The 18,925-nt window shown below is 42.6% G+C and carries 15 protein-coding genes; all 15 read left to right on the top strand.

Going from position 1 to position 18,925, the window contains the following annotated elements:
* Positions 1–118: 118 nt before the first annotated feature.
* The 15 genes from leuB to LG34_RS08135 all read left to right on the top strand — a co-directional run bounded on the left by leuB (position 119) and on the right by LG34_RS08135 (position 18,834).
* The gene (leuB, locus tag LG34_RS08200) at positions 119–1,219 is read left to right on the top strand and encodes a 3-isopropylmalate dehydrogenase (protein WP_109215648.1); all 1,101 of its coding nucleotides are present in this window, start codon (positions 119–121) and stop codon (positions 1,217–1,219) included.
* A 19-nt stretch (positions 1,220–1,238) separates the two neighbouring features.
* The gene (gene ilvD / locus LG34_RS08195) at positions 1,239–2,903 is read left to right on the top strand and encodes a dihydroxy-acid dehydratase (RefSeq protein ID WP_109215647.1); all 1,665 of its coding nucleotides are present in this window, start codon (positions 1,239–1,241) and stop codon (positions 2,901–2,903) included.
* A gap of 32 nt (positions 2,904–2,935) precedes the next feature.
* Positions 2,936–4,615 carry a biosynthetic-type acetolactate synthase large subunit gene (gene ilvB, locus LG34_RS08190; protein WP_109215646.1) on the top strand — a complete coding sequence of 560 codons (1,680 nt, stop codon included), beginning with the start codon at positions 2,936–2,938 and terminating at the stop codon, positions 4,613–4,615.
* A 107-nt stretch (positions 4,616–4,722) separates the two neighbouring features.
* Entirely contained in the window at positions 4,723–5,808 is a 1,086-nt protein-coding gene (gene serC, locus LG34_RS08185) for a 3-phosphoserine/phosphohydroxythreonine transaminase (protein ID WP_109215645.1), read from the top strand.
* A gap of 160 nt (positions 5,809–5,968) precedes the next feature.
* Positions 5,969–7,132 carry a phosphoglycerate dehydrogenase gene (locus LG34_RS08180; protein ID WP_109215644.1) on the top strand — a complete coding sequence of 388 codons (1,164 nt, stop codon included), beginning with the start codon at positions 5,969–5,971 and terminating at the stop codon, positions 7,130–7,132.
* Between the two features lie 181 nt (positions 7,133–7,313).
* The gene (locus LG34_RS08175) at positions 7,314–8,555 is read left to right on the top strand and encodes a DUF1015 domain-containing protein (RefSeq protein WP_109215643.1); all 1,242 of its coding nucleotides are present in this window, start codon (positions 7,314–7,316) and stop codon (positions 8,553–8,555) included.
* A gap of 138 nt (positions 8,556–8,693) precedes the next feature.
* Entirely contained in the window at positions 8,694–9,593 is a 900-nt protein-coding gene (locus tag LG34_RS08170) for a mechanosensitive ion channel family protein (RefSeq protein WP_109215642.1), read from the top strand.
* A gap of 226 nt (positions 9,594–9,819) precedes the next feature.
* On the top strand, positions 9,820–11,058 hold the full coding sequence (locus LG34_RS08165) for a dicarboxylate/amino acid:cation symporter (protein ID WP_109215641.1): 1,239 nt from the start codon (positions 9,820–9,822) through the stop codon (positions 11,056–11,058).
* A 142-nt stretch (positions 11,059–11,200) separates the two neighbouring features.
* Positions 11,201–11,404 (top strand): cold shock domain-containing protein, encoded by a 204-nt coding sequence (locus LG34_RS08160; protein ID WP_109215640.1) that lies wholly within the window; start codon positions 11,201–11,203, stop codon positions 11,402–11,404.
* A 329-nt stretch (positions 11,405–11,733) separates the two neighbouring features.
* Positions 11,734–14,655 carry an insulinase family protein gene (locus LG34_RS08155; protein WP_242979834.1) on the top strand — a complete coding sequence of 974 codons (2,922 nt, stop codon included), beginning with the start codon at positions 11,734–11,736 and terminating at the stop codon, positions 14,653–14,655.
* Between the two features lie 91 nt (positions 14,656–14,746).
* Complete coding sequence (gene era, locus LG34_RS08150) at positions 14,747–15,649, top strand: GTPase Era (RefSeq protein ID WP_109215639.1); 903 nt, start codon at positions 14,747–14,749, stop codon at positions 15,647–15,649.
* Between the two features lie 54 nt (positions 15,650–15,703).
* The gene (locus LG34_RS16715) at positions 15,704–15,898 is read left to right on the top strand and encodes a hypothetical protein (protein WP_181369329.1); all 195 of its coding nucleotides are present in this window, start codon (positions 15,704–15,706) and stop codon (positions 15,896–15,898) included.
* The gene (gene recO, locus LG34_RS08145; RefSeq protein WP_109215649.1) at positions 15,834–16,565 is read left to right on the top strand and encodes a DNA repair protein RecO; all 732 of its coding nucleotides are present in this window, start codon (positions 15,834–15,836) and stop codon (positions 16,563–16,565) included. The genes LG34_RS16715 and recO overlap by 65 nt, the downstream gene beginning before the upstream one ends.
* 153 nt (positions 16,566–16,718) lie before the next feature.
* Positions 16,719–17,339 carry a hypothetical protein gene (locus LG34_RS08140; protein WP_109215638.1) on the top strand — a complete coding sequence of 207 codons (621 nt, stop codon included), beginning with the start codon at positions 16,719–16,721 and terminating at the stop codon, positions 17,337–17,339.
* A gap of 97 nt (positions 17,340–17,436) precedes the next feature.
* Positions 17,437–18,834, top strand: a complete 1,398-nt coding sequence (locus LG34_RS08135; protein WP_109215637.1) for a glycine--tRNA ligase — start codon at positions 17,437–17,439, stop codon at positions 18,832–18,834.
* Positions 18,835–18,925 lie beyond the last annotated feature (91 nt).

The following is an 18,925-nucleotide window of genomic DNA, read 5'->3' as shown; positions in this document are numbered from 1 at the left end:
TTGCATGACGCGCACCTCGCAACAAGAATGCCGGAGCATTCTTGAATGTGAGTGACGTCGAAAAACATAAATTTTCAGGCATCATATCAGAAAATTTGTTTTTGAGAGGAGAAAGAGAATGAAATATCAGGTTGGAGTCATTGCCGGAGACGGCATTGGTCCTGAGATTGTAGCCGAGGCACAGAAAGTTTTAAACTGTGTGGCTGACAAATTCGGACATGAATTTGAGTACGAAGATATTTTAATGGGAGGATGCTCCATTGATGCGACCGGAGAGCCGCTGACAGATCATGCCATTGAACAGGCACTGCACTCTGATGCAGTTTTAATGGGATCCATTGGCGGAAATACAAGTACTTCCCCATGGTATAAACTTCCACCGGAGAAACGTCCGGAAGCCGGATTACTGAAATTACGTAAGTCTCTGAACCTATTTGCAAACTTAAGACCGGCTTATCTTTATGAGGAATTAAAAGAGGCATGCCCGTTACGTGATGACATCATCGGCACAGGCTTCGATATGATGATCATGCGTGAGCTGACCGGAGGACTTTACTTTGGAGCCCGCAAGACCAGCGAGGTAGACGGTGTTGTGACAGCGGTAGATACCCTTACATATACCGAGAATGAGATTCGCAGAATCGCCATCAAAGGTTTTGATATTGCCATGAAACGCCGCAGAAAAGTAACAAGCGTTGACAAGGCAAACGTACTGGATTCTTCCAGACTCTGGAGAAAAATCGTAGAGGAAGTAGCTAAGCATTATCCGGAAGTTACTTATGAACATATGTTAGTAGACAACTGTGCAATGCAGCTGGTAAAAGATCCGAAACAGTTTGACGTTATCTTAACAGAGAACATGTTCGGTGACATTCTTTCCGATGAGGCAAGTATGGTAACCGGTTCCATCGGTATGCTTTCCAGCGCAAGCCTGAATGATACAAAATTCGGTCTGTATGAGCCGAGTGGCGGATCTGCACCGGATATCGCAGGACAGGGCATTGCAAACCCGATTGCTACTATTTTATCCGCAGCAATGATGCTTCGTTATTCCTTTGATCTGGACAAAGAAGCAGACGCAGTGGAAAATGCGGTAAAACAGGTGTTAAAAGACGGATATCGTACCATCGATATCATGCCGCAGGAAGAAGATAAGAAATCTGCCGTAGAACAGGTTGGAACCAGTCGTATGGGCGATCTGATCTGCGAGAGAATATAAAAAAGGAGTATGTAAAAAAATGAGAAGTGACAATGTTACAAAAGGGATGCAGCAGGCACCTCACAGATCTTTATTTAATGCACTTGGTTACACCAAGGAAGAATTAGACAGACCGTTAGTAGGTATCGTAAGTTCTTATAATGAGATCGTACCGGGTCATATGAACCTGGATAAAATCGTAGATGCTGTAAAAATGGGCGTTGCAATGGCAGGTGGAACACCGATCGTGTTCCCGGCAATCGCAGTTTGTGATGGTATTGCAATGGGACATACAGGAATGAAATACTCTCTGGTTACCCGTGATCTGATCGCAGATTCCACAGAGTGTATGGCAATGGCACATCAGTTCGACGCACTGGTTATGGTTCCGAACTGTGACAAAAACGTACCGGGACTTCTGATGGCAGCAGCAAGACTGAATATCCCGACTGTATTCGTAAGCGGTGGCCCGATGCTGGCTGGTCACATTCATGGCAAAAAGAGAAGTCTTTCTTCCATGTTTGAAGCAGTTGGTTCCTACGCAGCAGGTACTATGACAGAGGAAGAGGTTAGAGAGTACGAAGAAAAAGTATGCCCGACCTGTGGATCCTGTTCCGGTATGTATACAGCAAACTCCATGAACTGTCTGACAGAGGCAATTGGTATGGGACTTCCTGGAAACGGAACAATCCCGGCTGTATATTCTGAGAGAATCAAACTTGCAAAACATGCAGGTATGGCAGTTATGGAACTGTTAAAGAAAGATATCCGTCCGCGTGATATCATGACAAAAGCAGCATTCATGAACGCTTTAACTATGGATATGGCACTTGGATGTTCCACAAACTCCATGCTTCACCTTCCGGCTATCGCACATGAGGCTGGTGTGGATATCGACCTTGATATCGCAAACGCATTAAGTGAGAAGACACCAAACCTTTGCCACCTTGCACCGGCAGGTCCGACTTATATGGAAGACTTAAACGAAGCAGGCGGTGTATCAGCAGTTATGACTGAGTTAAATAAAATCGGTTTGCTGGATACAAGCTGCATGACAGTTACAGGAAAAACAATCGCTGAGAATATTCAGGGGGTTGTAAATAAAAATCCGGAAGTTATCCGTCCGGTTGAGAATCCGTACAGCAAGACAGGCGGAATCGCCGTACTGAAAGGTAACCTTGCACCGGATTCCGCAGTTGTAAAACGTTCCGCAGTTGTACCGGAAATGATGGTACATGAAGGACCGGCAAGAGTATTTGACTGTGAGGAAGATGCAATCGCAGCTATCAAAGGCGGTAAGATCGTTGAGGGTGACGTTGTTGTTATCCGTTACGAGGGACCGAAAGGCGGCCCGGGTATGCGTGAGATGCTGAACCCGACATCTGCCATCGCAGGTATGGGACTTGGTTCTTCTGTAGCTCTGATCACAGACGGACGTTTCTCCGGAGCTTCCAGAGGCGCTTCTATCGGACACGTATCACCGGAAGCAGCAGTTGGCGGCCCGATCGCATTCGTAGAGGAAGGCGATATCATCAAGATCAACATTCCGGAGAATACTCTGAATGTAGATATCTCTGATGAAGAGATGGCAGCAAGAAAAGCAAAATGGCAGCCGCGTGAGCCGAAGATCACAACAGGATATCTGGCTCGTTACGCTTCCATGGTTACATCTGGAAACACAGGTGCTATTCTGAAAACAAACTAATAAGATGAGATAGAAAAGAGGAACAAAAGCATATGCAGTTGACAGGATCACAGATTGTTATCGAATGTTTGAAGGAGCAGGGCGTGGATACTGTATTTGGTTATCCGGGCGGAGCGATTTTGAACGTTTACGATGAACTGTATAAACATAGCGATGAAATTCACCATGTGCTTACGTCCCATGAACAGGGAGCTTCCCATGCAGCGGATGGATATGCCCGCTCCACCGGAAAAGTCGGTGTGTGTCTGGCTACTTCCGGACCGGGTGCAACCAACCTGGTAACCGGTATCGCAACCGCATACATGGATTCTGTTCCAGTAGTGGCTATTACCTGTAACGTAGGTGTGCCGTTGCTTGGAAAAGACAGCTTTCAGGAGATTGATATCGCAGGTATCACGACACCGATCACAAAGCATAATTTTATTGTAAAAGATGTCAATAAACTGGCTGATGTGATCCGCCGTGCTTTCCGGATCGCCCAGACCGGGCGTCCGGGACCTGTGCTGGTAGATATTCCAAAAGATGTTACCGCAGCTACAACGGAATTTGAATTTCAGCAGATTCCGCCGGTAGCACGTAAGATCGACAAAATGACAGAAGCAGATCTGGAGCAGGCAGCAGCCATGATCCGTGAAGCGAAAAAGCCGTATATTTTTGTAGGTGGCGGTGCAGTCATTTCCGGAGCCAGCGAAGAACTTGCAAAATTTGCAAATCTGGTAGATGCGCCGGTATGTGATTCCCTGATGGGAAAAGGTGCATTTGACGGAACCAATGATCGATACAGCGGAATGCTTGGTATGCATGGTACCAAAGCTTCCAATTACGGTGTAAGCGAATGTGATCTGCTGATTGCAGTTGGCGTTCGCTTCAGCGACCGTGTTATCGGTGACGCAAAACGCTTTGCAAGCAACGCAAAGATTCTGCAGTTTGATGTAGATCCGGCTGAGATCAACAAAAACATCCAGACGGATGCCAGCGTGATCGGAGATATCAAGGAAATCCTGAAACGTGTGAACCACCTGTTAGAGCAGCAGGAGCACACAGAGTGGATGCAGCAAATTCAAGAATTTAAGGATAAATATCCGTTAACTTATAAAGAAAAAGGATTGTCCGGACCATTTGTCATGGAAGAGATTTACCGTCAGACAAAGGGTGAAGCAATTATCGTTACAGAGGTAGGACAGCATCAGATGTGGGCGGCACAGTATTATAAATTTGCCAAACCGCGTACATTACTGACCTCCGGTGGTCTTGGCACCATGGGATATGGTCTTGGTGCAGCTATCGGCGCACAGATAGCAAATCCGGAGAAACAGGTTATCAACATTGCAGGTGACGGATGTTTCCGCATGAATATGAACGAGATTGCCACAGCAGTCCGTCAGCAGCTTCCACTGATCCAGATTGTCATCAACAATGAAGTACTTGGTATGGTACATCAGTGGCAGGGATTATTTTATGAGAAACGTTATTCCAACACGATTTTAAATGATGGTGTGGATTTCGTAAAACTTGCTGAGGCTATGGGAGCCACAGGCATGCGTGCAGCAACACAGGAAGAGTTTGCCGAAGAACTGGCAAAAGCGTTGGAGATGAAAACTCCGGTACTGATTGACTGTGTCATTGACAGTGATGATAATGTTTGGCCGATGGTTGCACCGGGTGCACCGATCAGCGAAGCATTTGATGAATCTGATCTGAAGAACAGATAAATGACGCATCCGGGTGGCACTGTACAGGGAGAGTAATCTCTTTGCCGCCTGGAAGGTGTTCATAATAAAAAATCCTGCAAGACAGGAAAAATCCAGGAGGTTTCAAAATGAGCAGAGTTTATAATTTCTCGGCTGGACCGGCAGTATTACCGGTAGAAGTGCTGAAAGAGGCACAGGAGGAGATGCTTGATTACCGTGGATGCGGTATGTCCGTTATGGAGATGAGTCATCGCTCCTCCATGTTTCAGGAAATCATTGATGAGGCTGAAGCAGATTTAAGGGATTTATTACATATCCCGGATAACTACAAAGTATTATTTTTACAGGGTGGTGGGGCATTACAGTTCTCCGCAGTTCCAATGAACCTGATGAAAAATGGTGTGGCTGATTATATCGTAACAGGTCAGTGGGCAAAGAAAGCATATGAGGAAGGAAAAAAATACGGAAAAGCAGTAAAAATCGCTTCTTCTGAAGATGAGACATTTACTTATATTCCGGATTGTTCTGATCTTCCAATCGATGATGATGCAGATTATGTATACATTTGCCAGAACAACACCATTTACGGAACTGTATATCATGAACTGCCGAACACCAAAGGAAAAACTCTGGTAGCAGATGTATCTTCCTGCTTCCTGTCCGAGCCGATGGACGTAGAAAAATACGGTGTGATCTGGGGCGGCGTTCAGAAAAATATCGGACCTGCCGGCGTACAGATCGTAATCATTCGTGAGGATCTGATACGCGATGATCTGCCGGATTATGTACCGACTCTGATGAAATACAAAACACAGGCTGACAAAGGTTCCATGTACAATACACCGCCATGCTACGGCATTTACATTTGCGGTAAAGTATTCAAATGGATCAAGAGCCTTGGCGGTCTGGAAGCAATGAAGAAACGTAACGAGGAGAAAGCAGCAATCCTGTATGATTTCCTTGACAACAGCAAACTGTTCAAAGGTACTGTCCGCAAAGAAGATCGTTCCCTGATGAACGTTCCGTTTGTAACAGGTGACAAAGATCTGGATGCAAAATTCGTTGCAGAAGCAAAAGCAGCAGGTCTGGAGAACTTAAAAGGACACAGAACCGTTGGCGGTATGCGTGCTTCTATCTACAATGCAATGCCAAAAGAGGGCGTTATCGCATTGGTTGAGTTCATGAAGAAATTCGAGGCTGAGAACACAAAGTAAATTTGTGAATCATATTTGAGTTTTATTGCGATATGAGAATGACAATCGTTACGATTGATTATTTTTAAAATGTAAAAAGTGTGTGCCGAAAGGCAAAACTGACTGAGAAGGTGAGATGTCCCGGTCAGAAAAATTGAGTTGAAGAAAAGAGGAAACAAAAATGGTTCAGTTTCATTGTTTAAATCCGATCGCAGCGTGCGGTCTGGAATTATTCCCGGATACCTATGAGAAAACAGAGGATTTTAATCAGGCGGAGGTTGCATTAGTGCGTAGTGCGGCAATGCATGATATGGATCTTCCAGAATCACTGCTGGCAGTAGCCCGTGCAGGTGCAGGCGTTAACAATATTCCGCTGGAGAAATGCGCAGATCAGGGAATCGTTGTATTCAATACACCGGGTGCCAATGCCAATGGTGTAAAAGAGCTTGTAATCGCAGGAATGCTTCTGGCAAGCCGTGATATTACGGGTGGTATCGACTGGGTAAAAGCGAATAAAGAAGATGCAGGAATTGCAAAAGCTGCCGAGAAAGCAAAAAAAGCATTTGCAGGAACTGAAATCAAAGGAAAAAAACTTGGTGTCATCGGACTTGGAGCCATCGGTGTGCAGGTTGCCAATGCGGCGGTAGCACTGGGCATGGATGTGCTTGGTTACGATCCGTATCTGTCCGTCAATGCAGCATGGAATGTTTCTACAAAAGTAAAACATGTGATGTCTGTTGAGGACATTTATAAAGAGTGTGATTTTATCACAATTCATGTACCTCTCCTGGATTCTACAAAAGGAATGATCAGCAAAGAAGCCATCGCAATGATGAAAGAGAACGTAATCGTTCTGAATTTTGCAAGAGATACACTTGTAGATGAGCCTGCTATGGTGAAAGCATTAAAGGCAGGAAAAGTACGCAAATATGTCGTAGATTTTCCGAATCCGACCACTGCTGGTGTGGAAAACTGTATCGTAATTCCACATCTTGGAGCGTCTACTGCAGAATCTGAGGATAACTGTGCAGTTATGGCAGTACGTGAAGTGATTGATTATATTGAGAACGGAAATATTGCACATTCTGTAAATTATCCGGATTGTAACATGGGTGTGTGCACAGCTGCTGCAAGAATTGCAATTTTGCACAAAAACATCAAAAATATGATCGGACAGTATTCATCTGTACTTGGTGAGGCAGGTGCCAATATTGCCGATATGACCAATAAGAGCCGCAATGACTATGCTTATTCACTTCTGGATCTGGATGCACCGATCTCAGCAGAAGTTGTAGAAAAACTGGCTGCAATTGACGGTGTATTAAAAGTTAGAGTGATCAAATAAGATCATGAAAGTCGGCGTGGGAACAGAGAGTACAGCTTTGTTTCCACGCCTTTTTACTATACAAATATTTTGAAAAACATGTGAGAATCTTTCTTATATGCTGATAAGCAGATAATATATGGGACTTTTTATAACAAAAATAATTGGCAGATTTTCATGTTGACAAAAAGGAGAAAGTAAGATGGCAGAAATCAGACCATTTGCATGTGTGCGCCCATGCAAAGAGAAAGCAGCAAAGATTGCTGCGTTACCATACGATGTATATAATCGAAAAGAAGCAAAAGAAGAAGTACTGAGGGAACCGGAATCATTCTTGAAAATTGACCGTGCAGAGACACAATTTGACGATTCCGTGGATACTTATGCACCAGAAGTATATCAGAGAGCGCATGACACATTGTGGAATATGATAGAAAAAGGTGATTTCATTCGTGACGATAAACCATGCTATTATATCTACGAACTGACCATGAATGGTCGGACGCAGACGGGTATCACAGCCTGTGCGTCAATTGATGATTATGAAAATAATGTAATTAAAAAACATGAAAATACACGTGCGGAAAAAGAACAGGATCGTATTTGTCACGTAGATATCTGTGATGCGCAGACAGGACCGATTTTTCTGGCTTATCGTGACGATGACCAGATTACGGCAATTGTTGCAAAGGTAAAGAAACAGGATCCGGAATATGATTTTACATCACCGGATGGAGTTCGCCATCGTGTATGGGTAATTGCTAAAACTATAGATATCAGTGAGATTCAGAAAGCTTTTGCAGGAATTAATCAGATTTATATTGCAGACGGTCATCATCGTGCGGCTTCTGCTGTGAAAGTCGGTGAGAAACGGAGAAGAGAACACCCGGGATACAATGGAAAAGAAGAATTCAACTTTTTCTTATCTGTGCTGTTCCCGGAAAGTGAATTGAAAATTCTGGATTATAATCGCATAGTCAAAGATTTAAATGGAATGACTGAAGAAGAATTTTTAGTAAAAATGCAGGAACTGTTTGATGTATCTGAGTTGAATGAGACAGATAAACATCCACAGGAGAAAGGTACCTTTTCCATGTATCTGAAAGGACAGTGGTATACCTGTAAGATTCGTCCGGAAGATTTGAATTCGGATCCGGTGAAAGGACTGGATGTTTCTCTTCTTCAGGATTTACTGTTGCAGCCGGTTCTCGGAATTACAGATCCAAAGACAGATCCACGCATTGATTTTGTGGGTGGTATCAGGGGAACAAAAGAATTGGAAAAACGTTGTCGTGAAGATGCAAAGGTGGCTTTTGCCATGTATCCGACTTCCATCGGAGAACTTTTTTCTGTTGCGGATGCAGGTCTTCTGATGCCGCCAAAATCCACCTGGTTTGAACCAAAACTGAGAAGTGGACTCTTTATTCATTTGCTCAATGAGTAAAAAGAAAAGGTAAGCTATCTTTCAAAAACAGATGAAACATAGTTTGCCGGTGGGAGATAAAAAATAATTCTGTGTGCGTTGGGTTCAAAATACAAATGGAGACTCAACGTATACAGAACACAAGAATGGAGTTATAGAATGCTGAAGTTTTTATTAACACAAAATCTGGCAGATGAAGTGACTGATGTTGTATCGGATAATGTGAATTTCTGGTCCTGGAATACAATTGTCAAATATTTTGAAGATTCATTTCCAACTGTGTTAGATTTTCTTGTAAAACTGATTATTGCGATTATCGTACTGCTGGTTGGACGCAAAATTATACAGCTGGTTCGAAAATTTGTCCGAAAATTTCTGAACAAAACAAACTGGGATGAAGGTGTAAAGCAGTTCCTTGATAATATCTGCTATGTAGGACTGCACTTTGTCCTGATTATGATCGTACTTGGAAAGTTTGGAATCACTGCAAGTTCGGTCATTGCAGTTATCGGTTCTGTCGGTCTGTCCGTTGGCCTGGCGTTGCAGGGAACATTATCCAATTTTGCAGGTGGAGTTTTGATCCTGATTTTAAAACCATTTAAAGTGGGAGATTACATCCGGGAAGATACTCACGGAAACGAAGGAACTGTTTCAGAAATCCAGCTCTGTTATACGAAACTGCTGACCGTAGATAATAAAACGGTTGTCCTGCCAAACGGCAGCTTATCAAATTCCAGTCTGACCAACCTGACACAGCAGGACAAACGAAGGATTGACATTACAGTTGGCATTTCCTACGATGCGGATATCCGGCTGGCAAAACAGGTGATTTCCGATGTGCTGGAGAAAGAGAAAAACTGCATGACCAGCGCGGAACCATATCATGTGTTTGTGGACAGTCTGGGAGACAGTGCTGTGGTCATCGGCATTCGTGTCTGGGTAAAGACCGAGGATTACTGGGAGACCAGATGGCGCATTACGGAAAATGTGAAATATGCTCTGGATGACCATCAGATTGAGATTCCATTCCCGCAGGTTTCGGTGTCAATGAAGTCATAAAAATCATGAAAAAGGTGTTTCTGTGACAGAAACAGACGGAAAATGAATAAAATGTGACACAAAATTGCAAAATGGAAGCAGATTCCTGTGGAAAAAATCTTTGAGATATGATATTGTTAATGGCAGTGTATTTCTGGCACGGGCAGTTATCCATGAAACAAATGGTAAACTTTCCGGGTAAAAAGTATCAATAACAATATTATGTATCTGAAAGGAAAAATGAAATATGAATAAACAAAAGAAAAAACTGCCACTGGCGATGCAGATTTTTATTGCATTGATCCTGGCAATCGTGGTAGGACTGCTGATTCAGAGTCATGCAACATTTGCGGAAAATTATATTAAACCATTTGGAACGATTTTCCTCAATTTATTAAAATTTATTGTAGTTCCTATTGTATTATTTTCCATTATGTGTGGAATCATATCTATGAGGGATATCAAAAAAGTCGGAGCAATCGGTCTGAAAACGGTTGTATATTATATGTGTACGACAGCATTTGCCATTACGATCGGTCTGATTGGCGGTAATGTCTTCCAGCGTTTTTTCCCGGTGATCGCAACGACAGATCTGGCTTATGAAATGCCGGAAAAAATGTCTGTCATGGATACCATTGTAAATATTTTCCCGTCAAACTTCATCAGCCCGATGGTAGAGTCCAATATGCTGCAGGTAATTGTGATAGCATTATTACTCGGTTTTTCTATTATTGGACTGGGAGAAAAAAATGTCGGGATTGTGAAGGCATGTAACAGCCTGAATGAAGTATTTATGAAATGTATGGAGATGATTCTGAAATTATCTCCGATCGGTGTATTTTGTCTGCTCTGCCCGGTAGTGGCGAGTAATGGAACTGCAATCATTGGTTCACTGGCCATGGTATTGCTGGCAGCTTACATCTGTTATGTTCTGCATGCAACGATTGTATATTCCATTGCTGTAAAGACAATGGGCGGCATCAGCCCGACCCGGTTTTTCAAGGAAATGCTTCCAGCCATTATGTTTGCGTTTTCCAGTGCATCTTCTGTGGGAACACTTCCAATTAATATGGAGTGTGTGGAAAAACTCGGTGCCAGAAAAGAGGTTTCATCCTTTGTACTTCCACTTGGTGCAACCATCAATATGGATGGAACAGCGATTTATCAGGGAGTCTGTGCGATTTTTATCGCATCCTGCTATGGTATACATCTGACTTTGCCACAGATGATGACCATTATCCTGACTGCTACACTGGCATCCATTGGTACCGCCGGTGTGCCGGGATCTGGAATGGTTATGCTTGCAATGGTGCTGACTTCTGTAGGACTTCCGGTGGATGGAATCGCTCTGGTTGCAGGTGTGGATCGTATCTTTGACATGGGACGTACCACAGTCAATATTACCGGTGATGCAAGCTGCTGTATCATTGTGTCCAATCTGGAGCGCAAAAAAGAAGAGCGCAGGGCAAAAAGAGGTTCCTGCTGATAGGATATGCTGTGAATCATGACAAAAAGATGCAGTAAAATTGCAAAATTTCTGCATTTTCTTGACAAAAAAGTTGAATTGTGATACGTTTAGCTTGTCAATTTTGCACAGAATGTGCGCATGTTTTAGGAGGAAGTATTTTATGCAACAGGGAACTGTAAAATGGTTTAATGCAAAAAAGGGTTATGGATTTATTTCAGATGCAGAAGGAAAAGATATTTTCGTTCATTTTTCTGCACTGAACATGGATGGATTCAAAGAGCTGAAAGATGGGGAAGCTGTTGAATTCGAAGTGATTGAAGGAGATAAAGGACCACAGGCTGCGAATGTAACACGCCTTGGTTAATTTATGATATAATGAGTGCAAACGAGTCAACGCGCTCGCATGATTGACGAATGGCGAATGCCCGTCAGTCCGGAAAATCTGTGATTTTTCGGACGTGCACTGCGGACGGATGTGTTCATGATATAATGCAAATGACCCAAAGGGGCTGTCTGACTGGACAGCCTCTTTACTTTTGTCCGAAAGTGTGTAAGAATAGATGATACTGGAAAAACTAAGAGAAGATATAGTTTTATAAAAATCAGAGAACTGCAGGGAGTATGTTTTATGGCAGAATCTGTGAAAAATAAAAGAGTGTCTGCTTGGTGCAGAAGAAATTGGAGGAATTATAGTTGAAACCAGAATTAAGTCAGTTAAATGCGTACGAGATCAGGGAGGAGAAACGACTGGATGATATTCATTCAGATGGTATGTTGCTTGTGCATAAAAAAAGCGGTGCACGTATCTGTGTGATGTCAAATGAAGATGCCAATAAAGTGTTTTATATTGCATTTCGTACTCCGCCGAAAGACAGTACCGGAGTCCCGCATATTATAGAACATACTGTGTTGTGCGGAAGTAAAAAATTTCCGGTAAAGGATCCGTTTATTGAATTAGTGAAAGGTTCTCTGAATACATTTTTGAATGCAATGACCTATCCGGATAAGACAATCTATCCGGTTGCAAGCTGCAATGACAAAGATTTTCAAAATTTAATGGATGTCTATCTGGACAGTGTATTTTCACCGAATATTTACAGAGAACAGAATATTTTCCGTCAGGAAGGCTGGCACTATGAATTAAAGAATCCGGAAGATGAACTGACATTAAATGGTGTGGTTTACAATGAGATGAAAGGTGCGTTTTCTTCTGCAGATGGGGTATTAGACCGTGAAATTTTACGCTCTCTGTTTCCGGATACACCATACAGCAACGAATCCGGTGGTGATCCACAGGTGATTCCGGAGCTGACATATGAAGAATACTTGAATTTCCATCGTCAGTACTATCATCCGTCTAATTCATACATCTATCTGTACGGTGATATGGATGTGGTTGAAAAATTAAATTGGCTGGATCAGGAGTATCTGAGCCATTATGATAAAATCGAGGTTGATTCTTCGATACCGGAGCAGAAACCTTTTGATGCACCGAAAGAACATGAAATTCCATATTCTATTTCCAGCACGGACAGTACAGAAAATAATACTTATCTGTCCTGCAACTGGGCTGTTGGAACGAATTTAGACAGAGAACTCTATATTGCCTTCGATATTCTGGACTATGCATTGCTGAGTACACAGGGTGCACCGGTGAAACAGGCGCTTCTGGATGCTGGAATTGGAACTGATATTTATGGCGGCTATGACAGCAGCAGTTATCAGCCAATTTTTTCTATTGTAGCAAAACATGCCAATGCATCTGATCAGAAACGTTTTGAACAGGTAATTCGTGATGTGCTGCAGGAGCAGGTGAAAAACGGTATCAATAAAAAGACATTGCTGGCTGCGATCAATGGTTCGGAGTTTAAATTCCGTGAAGCAGATTTCGGACGCTTCCCGAAGGGACTGATGTTTGGCCTTCAGGTGATGGACAGCTGGCTGTATGATGAAAATGCGCCGTTCCTTCATATGGAGGAACTGGGTGTGTATGACTACCTGAGAAAACAGCTGGATACGGATTATTTTGAACAGCTGATTCAGAAATATCTGCTGGATAATACGCATGTTTCTTATGTCCAGATTGTTCCGGAAGTCGGACTGACCGGAAAAAGGGAGCAGGCTTTAAAAGAAAAATTACAGGCTTATAAAGCAACTTTAAGTAAAGAAGAAATTGATCAGCTGGTAGAAGAGACACATGCACTGGAAAAATATGAGGAAGAGCCTTCTGCAAAAGAAGATCTCGAAAAAATCCCGTTGCTTTCCCGTGAAGATCTGAAAGCAAGCAGTGAACCTTATAAAAATGAAAAAGAGATCATTACAGGGGTTCCTTATCTGTGGCATGATTATCAGACAAATGGTATTGTATATCTCGACTTGTTATTTGATGCGCACCACATTTCCGAGGATCTGATTCCATATCTTGGAATTTTAAAAGTACTGATGGGAAAATTAAATACAACAGATTACACATATACAGATTTTGCGGATGAAGTAAATCTGTATACCGGTGGTGTTTCCAACGAGGTGAATGTAACAGGAGACGTGGCTCATACAGATCGCTATCAGGTGAAATACGAAGTACGTCTGAAAGTATTAGAGGCAAATCTTGCACGTGGCATGGAATTGATTAAGAGCATGATGCTTACAACGGAATTTACAGATGAAAAACGTATTTATGAAGTGCTTGCACAGGCAAAATCAAGACTTCGTAATGAACTCAGCGAAAGTGGCCATGTGATTTCCGCGACAAGAGCGTTATCCTATTATTCAAAACGTGCGAAATATGCAGACAGTATTCAGGGCATTGGATTTTACGAAATTCTGGATCAGGTTGTTTCCAATTATGAGACAGAAAAAAATAAGCTGATGGAAAAATTACAGGAAGTTTGCAGCTTGCTCTTCCAGAGACAGAATCTGCTTGTAAGTGTGACTGGCGGAAGAGAAGGATATGCGGCATTGAGAAATATGTCAGATCAGATTACAGACGGACTGTATGCTGACACGGAAAAAGAATCGATAGAGATTTCTCTGCCAGATCAGAAAAATGAAGGATTTAAGGATGCTTCCCAGATTCAGTATGTTTCTCTGGCAGGTAACTATGCGCAGAGTGGTTTCTCTTATCACGGCGCTATGCGTGTGTTCAAGGTTATTATGAATTATGAGTATCTGTGGCAGAATATTCGTGTGAAAGGTGGTGCATATGGATGCAGCACAAACGTAGGAAGAAATGGAGATGTCTGCTTCCTGTCGTATCGTGATCCGAATCTTGAACGGACTTTAGAGGTATATCGCGGCGTGACAGATTATCTGAAAGAGTTTGAACTTGATGAGCGCGGGATGACGCGTTTTGTGATTGGGGCTTTCAGTGAACTGGATGCACCACTGACTCCGATGAGCCAGGGAAGAAGATCTCTGCTTTCCTACCTGACTGGTGTGTCATATGAGATGATTCAGAAAGAACGAGAACAGGCACTTCATACCTGTCCGCAGGATATCAGAAATCTGGCAGAAACCATGCAGGCTGTACTGGATCATAGTTATATCTGTGCGATTGGAAACGAAGGAAAGCTACAGGAAGAAGCAGACCTGTTTGATGTATTAAAGACATTATAAAGAACGAATGATGACAGTTCAGAATTCAGCTGCATGCGATTTGGCTTTGTACTGTATGCAACTGAATTCGATATGAGAAGGAGAAAATTGTATGAATGCAAATTTTAAATCAGGATTTGTAACATTGATTGGCAGACCGAATGTGGGAAAATCTACTTTGATGAATCAGCTGATCGGTCAGAAGATTGCCATTACATCCAAGAAACCACAGACAACAAGAAATCGAATCCAGACTGTGTATACAGATCCGGACCGTGGCCAGATTGTTTTCCTGGATACTCCTGGAATTCATAAGGCAAAAAATAAGCTGGGTGAATATATGGTTACAGTAGCGGAACGTACTTTACAGGATGTGGATGTTATTGTCTGGCTGGTAGAACCAAGTACATTTATCGGTGCAGGAGAACAGCATATAGCAGAGCAACTGCGCAAATCTAATTTGCCGGTCATTCTGGTTATTAATAAAACAGATACGGTCAAAAAAGAAGAAGTATTACTGTTTATTGATGCGTATCGCAAAATCCTGGATTTTGCCGAGATTATTCCGGCATCTGCACTACACGGAGACAATACGGATACGATCATTGATATGATTTTTAAATATTTACCATATGGACCGATGTTCTATGATGAGGATACCGTAACAGATCAGCCGGAGCGTCAGATTGTGGCGGAGATTGTTCGTGAGAAGGCGTTACATGCACTGGATGAAGAAATCCCACACGGAATTGCTGTTACCATTGAATCTATGAAGCAGAGAAAGAATGGAATGACAGATATCGAGGCTACGATTATCTGTGAGCGTGATTCACATAAGGGTATTATCATCGGAAAAGGTGGAGCTATGCTGAAAAAAATCGGAAGTAATGCCCGGTTTGAAATTGAAAAAATGCTGGAATGCAAAGTCAATTTGCGTCTTTGGGTCAAGGTTCGTAAGGGCTGGCGTGACAGTGATGTTCAGATGAAAAATTTTGGATATAATATTAATGAATAATTGACCTGTGATTGCATACGCTAACAATATCTGAAGGATTGGGAGGAGTATGCAATGGAAGATAAAAAATGGCTGAGCTTTGAAAAAACCGGACGGGTTACAGATTATTTAACGTATTGCCAGAGCAGTATTGGCAAATATGCGGAATATGAAACAGACAGCCAGGGAAGATGTGGAAATATATATGGGGCAGACGTACATTCTGACAGGAATAATTCTGAATACGATGCCAGTGGGAGAATACGATAAAAGAATCACGATTTTAACCCGGGAACGGGGGAAAATTACTGCTTTTGCCAGAGGAGCAAGAAGACCGAAAAGTTCTTTGCAGGCAGCAACGAACCTGTTTTGTTTTGGCAGTTTCGAGGCATATGAGGGACGCAGTTCTTATACGGTAGTAAAAGCAGAAATCAGTAATTATTTCAGAGAACTGGCGACGGATCTGGACAAGACATACTATGGCTGTTATTTTCTGGAACTGGCAGATTATTTCTGCCAGGAAAACAGCGACTGTGTGAATCAGTTGAAACTGGTCTACCAGACACTGCGTGCACTGAATGTGCCTTCCCTTTCTCCGAAACTGGTGCGTGTGATTTATGAATTAAAGACGTTGGTATATTTTGGAGTATATCCAAACGTATTTGCATGTACTGCCTGTGGGAGCAGGGAAAATCTCTGGTGTTTTGATGAGAAGAGCAATGGTGTTATGTGCAGGGACTGCCAGCCTGGACCGGCAAAGTATCCGTTAGATGATGCGGCATTATACACGATGCAGTACATAGTGACGGCTCCTGTCGAAAAATTGTATACTTTTACAGTAACTGAGGAAGTATTCGGTCAGGTGAGAAAGCTGATTCAGTATTATATAAACCAGTATGTAGAAAAAGAATTAAAGACAGTTGCTTTTTTAACATAGGAATACTTGCAATCAGAAACGGAAACCGTTATAATTTAGAAATTGATGTGAATGCAGACAGCATACGTCAATTTCTGAATTATTTTGCAGATATTGCAGAAACAGTATGTCTGTGATAAAAACTTCGGGCAGACTGGATTTGGAGGATGAGATATGAGAAAAAGAATGGTGGCGCTTAGCTGCTGTATCGGTATGTGCATGCTGATGGCTGCGTGTGGAACGAAACTGGATGTGCAGGAGAATACGATCGCATTGCAGCGGAATGGCAAGATTCTGGAGGCTGCCGTGGAAACCTTTGATCAGTCCTATTATAAGGAAGATGAACTGAATAGCTACATACAGAATGCCGTGGATGATTATACGGCAGAACACGGGAAAAAGTCGGTGTCTGTGACGGAGTCAAAGGTAGAGGAGAAAAAAGCATATCTTACGCTTCAATATGAAAATGCAGAGACCTTTCAGGATTTTTCAGGTATTGAATGTTTTTCCGGAAGTATTGTGGAAGCACAGTCGGCAGGTTATGATTTTGAACAGGATTTTTATCCGGTGACAGATGGCAAAGCGGATAAGAAGACAGTTAGAGGATCTTCACTGTTGGAGGATGATGATCTGAAAGTTCTGATTGTAAAAGAGAATTCTGATCTGATCGTCCCGGGAAAAATAGCATATGTTTCTACAGAGGGCACAGAAGTGACATCTGAAAAACAGGTGAATGTCACACAGAAACAGCAGGATACAGATGAATCCGTGTTGGTATATGTACTGTATCGGTAATGATATCTGCAGATGTACAGGAACTTGATAAATTAGGGTTTGCGAAATGGCAGAGACGTTTGGCACCTAAAAATAAATGGAAGAAAGAGGACATATCATGGAAAAGACAATGGAAAAAATTGTAGCACTGGCAAAATCCAGAGGATTCGTATATCCGGGATCTGAGATTTACGGTGGACTTGCAAATACATGGGATTATGGAAATCTTGGTGTGGAATTGAAAAATAATGTAAAAAGAGCATGGTGGCAGAAATTCATTCAGGAAAGCCCGTACAATGTAGGTGTTGACTGTGCGATTCTGATGAATCCACAGACATGGGTAGCTTCCGGACATCTTGGCGGATTTTCTGATCCTCTGATGGACTGCAAAGAGTGCCATGAGCGTTTCCGCGCAGACAAGATCATTGAGGATTTTGCAGCAGAGAATAATATTGAATTAAAAGGCTCTGTAGATGGTTGGACACAGGAAGAGATGAAAGCATTTATCGCTGACAATAACGTTCCGTGCCCGACCTGTGGAAAACACAATTTCACAGATATCCGTCAGTTCAACCTGATGTTCAAGACTTTCCAGGGTGTCACAGAGGATGCAAAAAATACCGTATATCTTCGTCCGGAGACCGCACAGGGTATTTTTGTAAACTTTAAAAATGTACAGCGTACATCCAGAAAGAAAATTCCATTTGGTATCGGACAGATCGGTAAATCCTTCCGTAACGAGATCACACCGGGTAACTTTACCTTCCGTACCAGAGAGTTCGAGCAGATGGAGCTTGAGTTCTTCTGCGAGCCGGATACTGATCTGGAGTGGTTTGAGTACTGGAGAAACTTCTGTATCAACTGGCTGAAATCTCTTGGCATGAAAGAAGAAGAGATGCGTGTCCGTGATCATGACCAGGAAGAGTTATCTTTCTATAGTAAAGCAACCAGTGATATCGAGTTCTTATTCCCGTTTGGCTGGGGTGAACTCTGGGGTATCGCAGACCGTACAGATTACGATCTGACACAGCATCAGAATACATCCGGACAGGACCTGACCTATTTCGATGACCAGAAAAACAAAAAATACATTCCATATGTTATCGAGCCATCTCTGGGTGCAGACCGTGTGGTACTTGCATTCCTGTGCGGTGCATATGATGAGGAGAATATCGGAACAGAGGAGAAACCGGATGTAAGAACTGTCCTTCATTTCCATCCGGCACTGGCTCCGGTTAAGATCGGTGTCCTTCCGTTATCTAAAAAATTAAATGAGGGCGCAGAGAAAGTATTTGAGCAGCTTTGCAAAAAATACAACTGTGAGTTTGATGACAGAGGAAATATTGGTAAACGTTATCGTCGTCAGGATGAGATCGGTACACCATTCTGTGTAACATACGATTTTGATTCCGAAGAAGATCATGCAGTTACTGTCCGCGACCGTGACACTATGGAGCAGGTTCGTATTCCGATTGCTGAGCTGGATGCATATTTCGCAGACAAATTTACATTCTAGTGAAAAACATTTAAATAAGAAAAAGAATTTGTAAAAATCTTTTGCTCCGCGAGGGCGCACATTGTCTGGGAGACAATGGTTTTGCGCCGAC

The sequence above is a fragment of the Eubacterium ramulus genome (assembly GCF_003122485.1).
In the GTDB taxonomy this organism is placed as follows: Bacteria; Bacillota; Clostridia; order Lachnospirales; family Lachnospiraceae; genus Eubacterium_I; species Eubacterium_I ramulus_A.
This window is presented reverse-complemented; position numbering and strand designations above follow the sequence as displayed.

Coding starts and splice junctions, on each gene's coding strand:
- leuB (WP_109215648.1), top strand. CDS start 119: ATGAAATATCAGGTTGGAGTCATTGCCGGAGACGGCATTGGTCCTGAG.
- ilvD (WP_109215647.1), top strand. CDS start 1,239: ATGAGAAGTGACAATGTTACAAAAGGGATGCAGCAGGCACCTCACAGA.
- ilvB (WP_109215646.1), top strand. CDS start 2,936: ATGCAGTTGACAGGATCACAGATTGTTATCGAATGTTTGAAGGAGCAG.
- serC (WP_109215645.1), top strand. CDS start 4,723: ATGAGCAGAGTTTATAATTTCTCGGCTGGACCGGCAGTATTACCGGTA.
- LG34_RS08180 (WP_109215644.1), top strand. CDS start 5,969: ATGGTTCAGTTTCATTGTTTAAATCCGATCGCAGCGTGCGGTCTGGAA.
- LG34_RS08175 (WP_109215643.1), top strand. CDS start 7,314: ATGGCAGAAATCAGACCATTTGCATGTGTGCGCCCATGCAAAGAGAAA.
- LG34_RS08170 (WP_109215642.1), top strand. CDS start 8,694: ATGCTGAAGTTTTTATTAACACAAAATCTGGCAGATGAAGTGACTGAT.
- LG34_RS08165 (WP_109215641.1), top strand. CDS start 9,820: ATGAATAAACAAAAGAAAAAACTGCCACTGGCGATGCAGATTTTTATT.
- LG34_RS08160 (WP_109215640.1), top strand. CDS start 11,201: ATGCAACAGGGAACTGTAAAATGGTTTAATGCAAAAAAGGGTTATGGA.
- era (WP_109215639.1), top strand. CDS start 14,747: ATGAATGCAAATTTTAAATCAGGATTTGTAACATTGATTGGCAGACCG.
- LG34_RS16715 (WP_181369329.1), top strand. CDS start 15,704: ATGGAAGATAAAAAATGGCTGAGCTTTGAAAAAACCGGACGGGTTACA.
- recO (WP_109215649.1), top strand. CDS start 15,834: ATGGGGCAGACGTACATTCTGACAGGAATAATTCTGAATACGATGCCA.
- LG34_RS08140 (WP_109215638.1), top strand. CDS start 16,719: ATGAGAAAAAGAATGGTGGCGCTTAGCTGCTGTATCGGTATGTGCATG.
- LG34_RS08135 (WP_109215637.1), top strand. CDS start 17,437: ATGGAAAAGACAATGGAAAAAATTGTAGCACTGGCAAAATCCAGAGGA.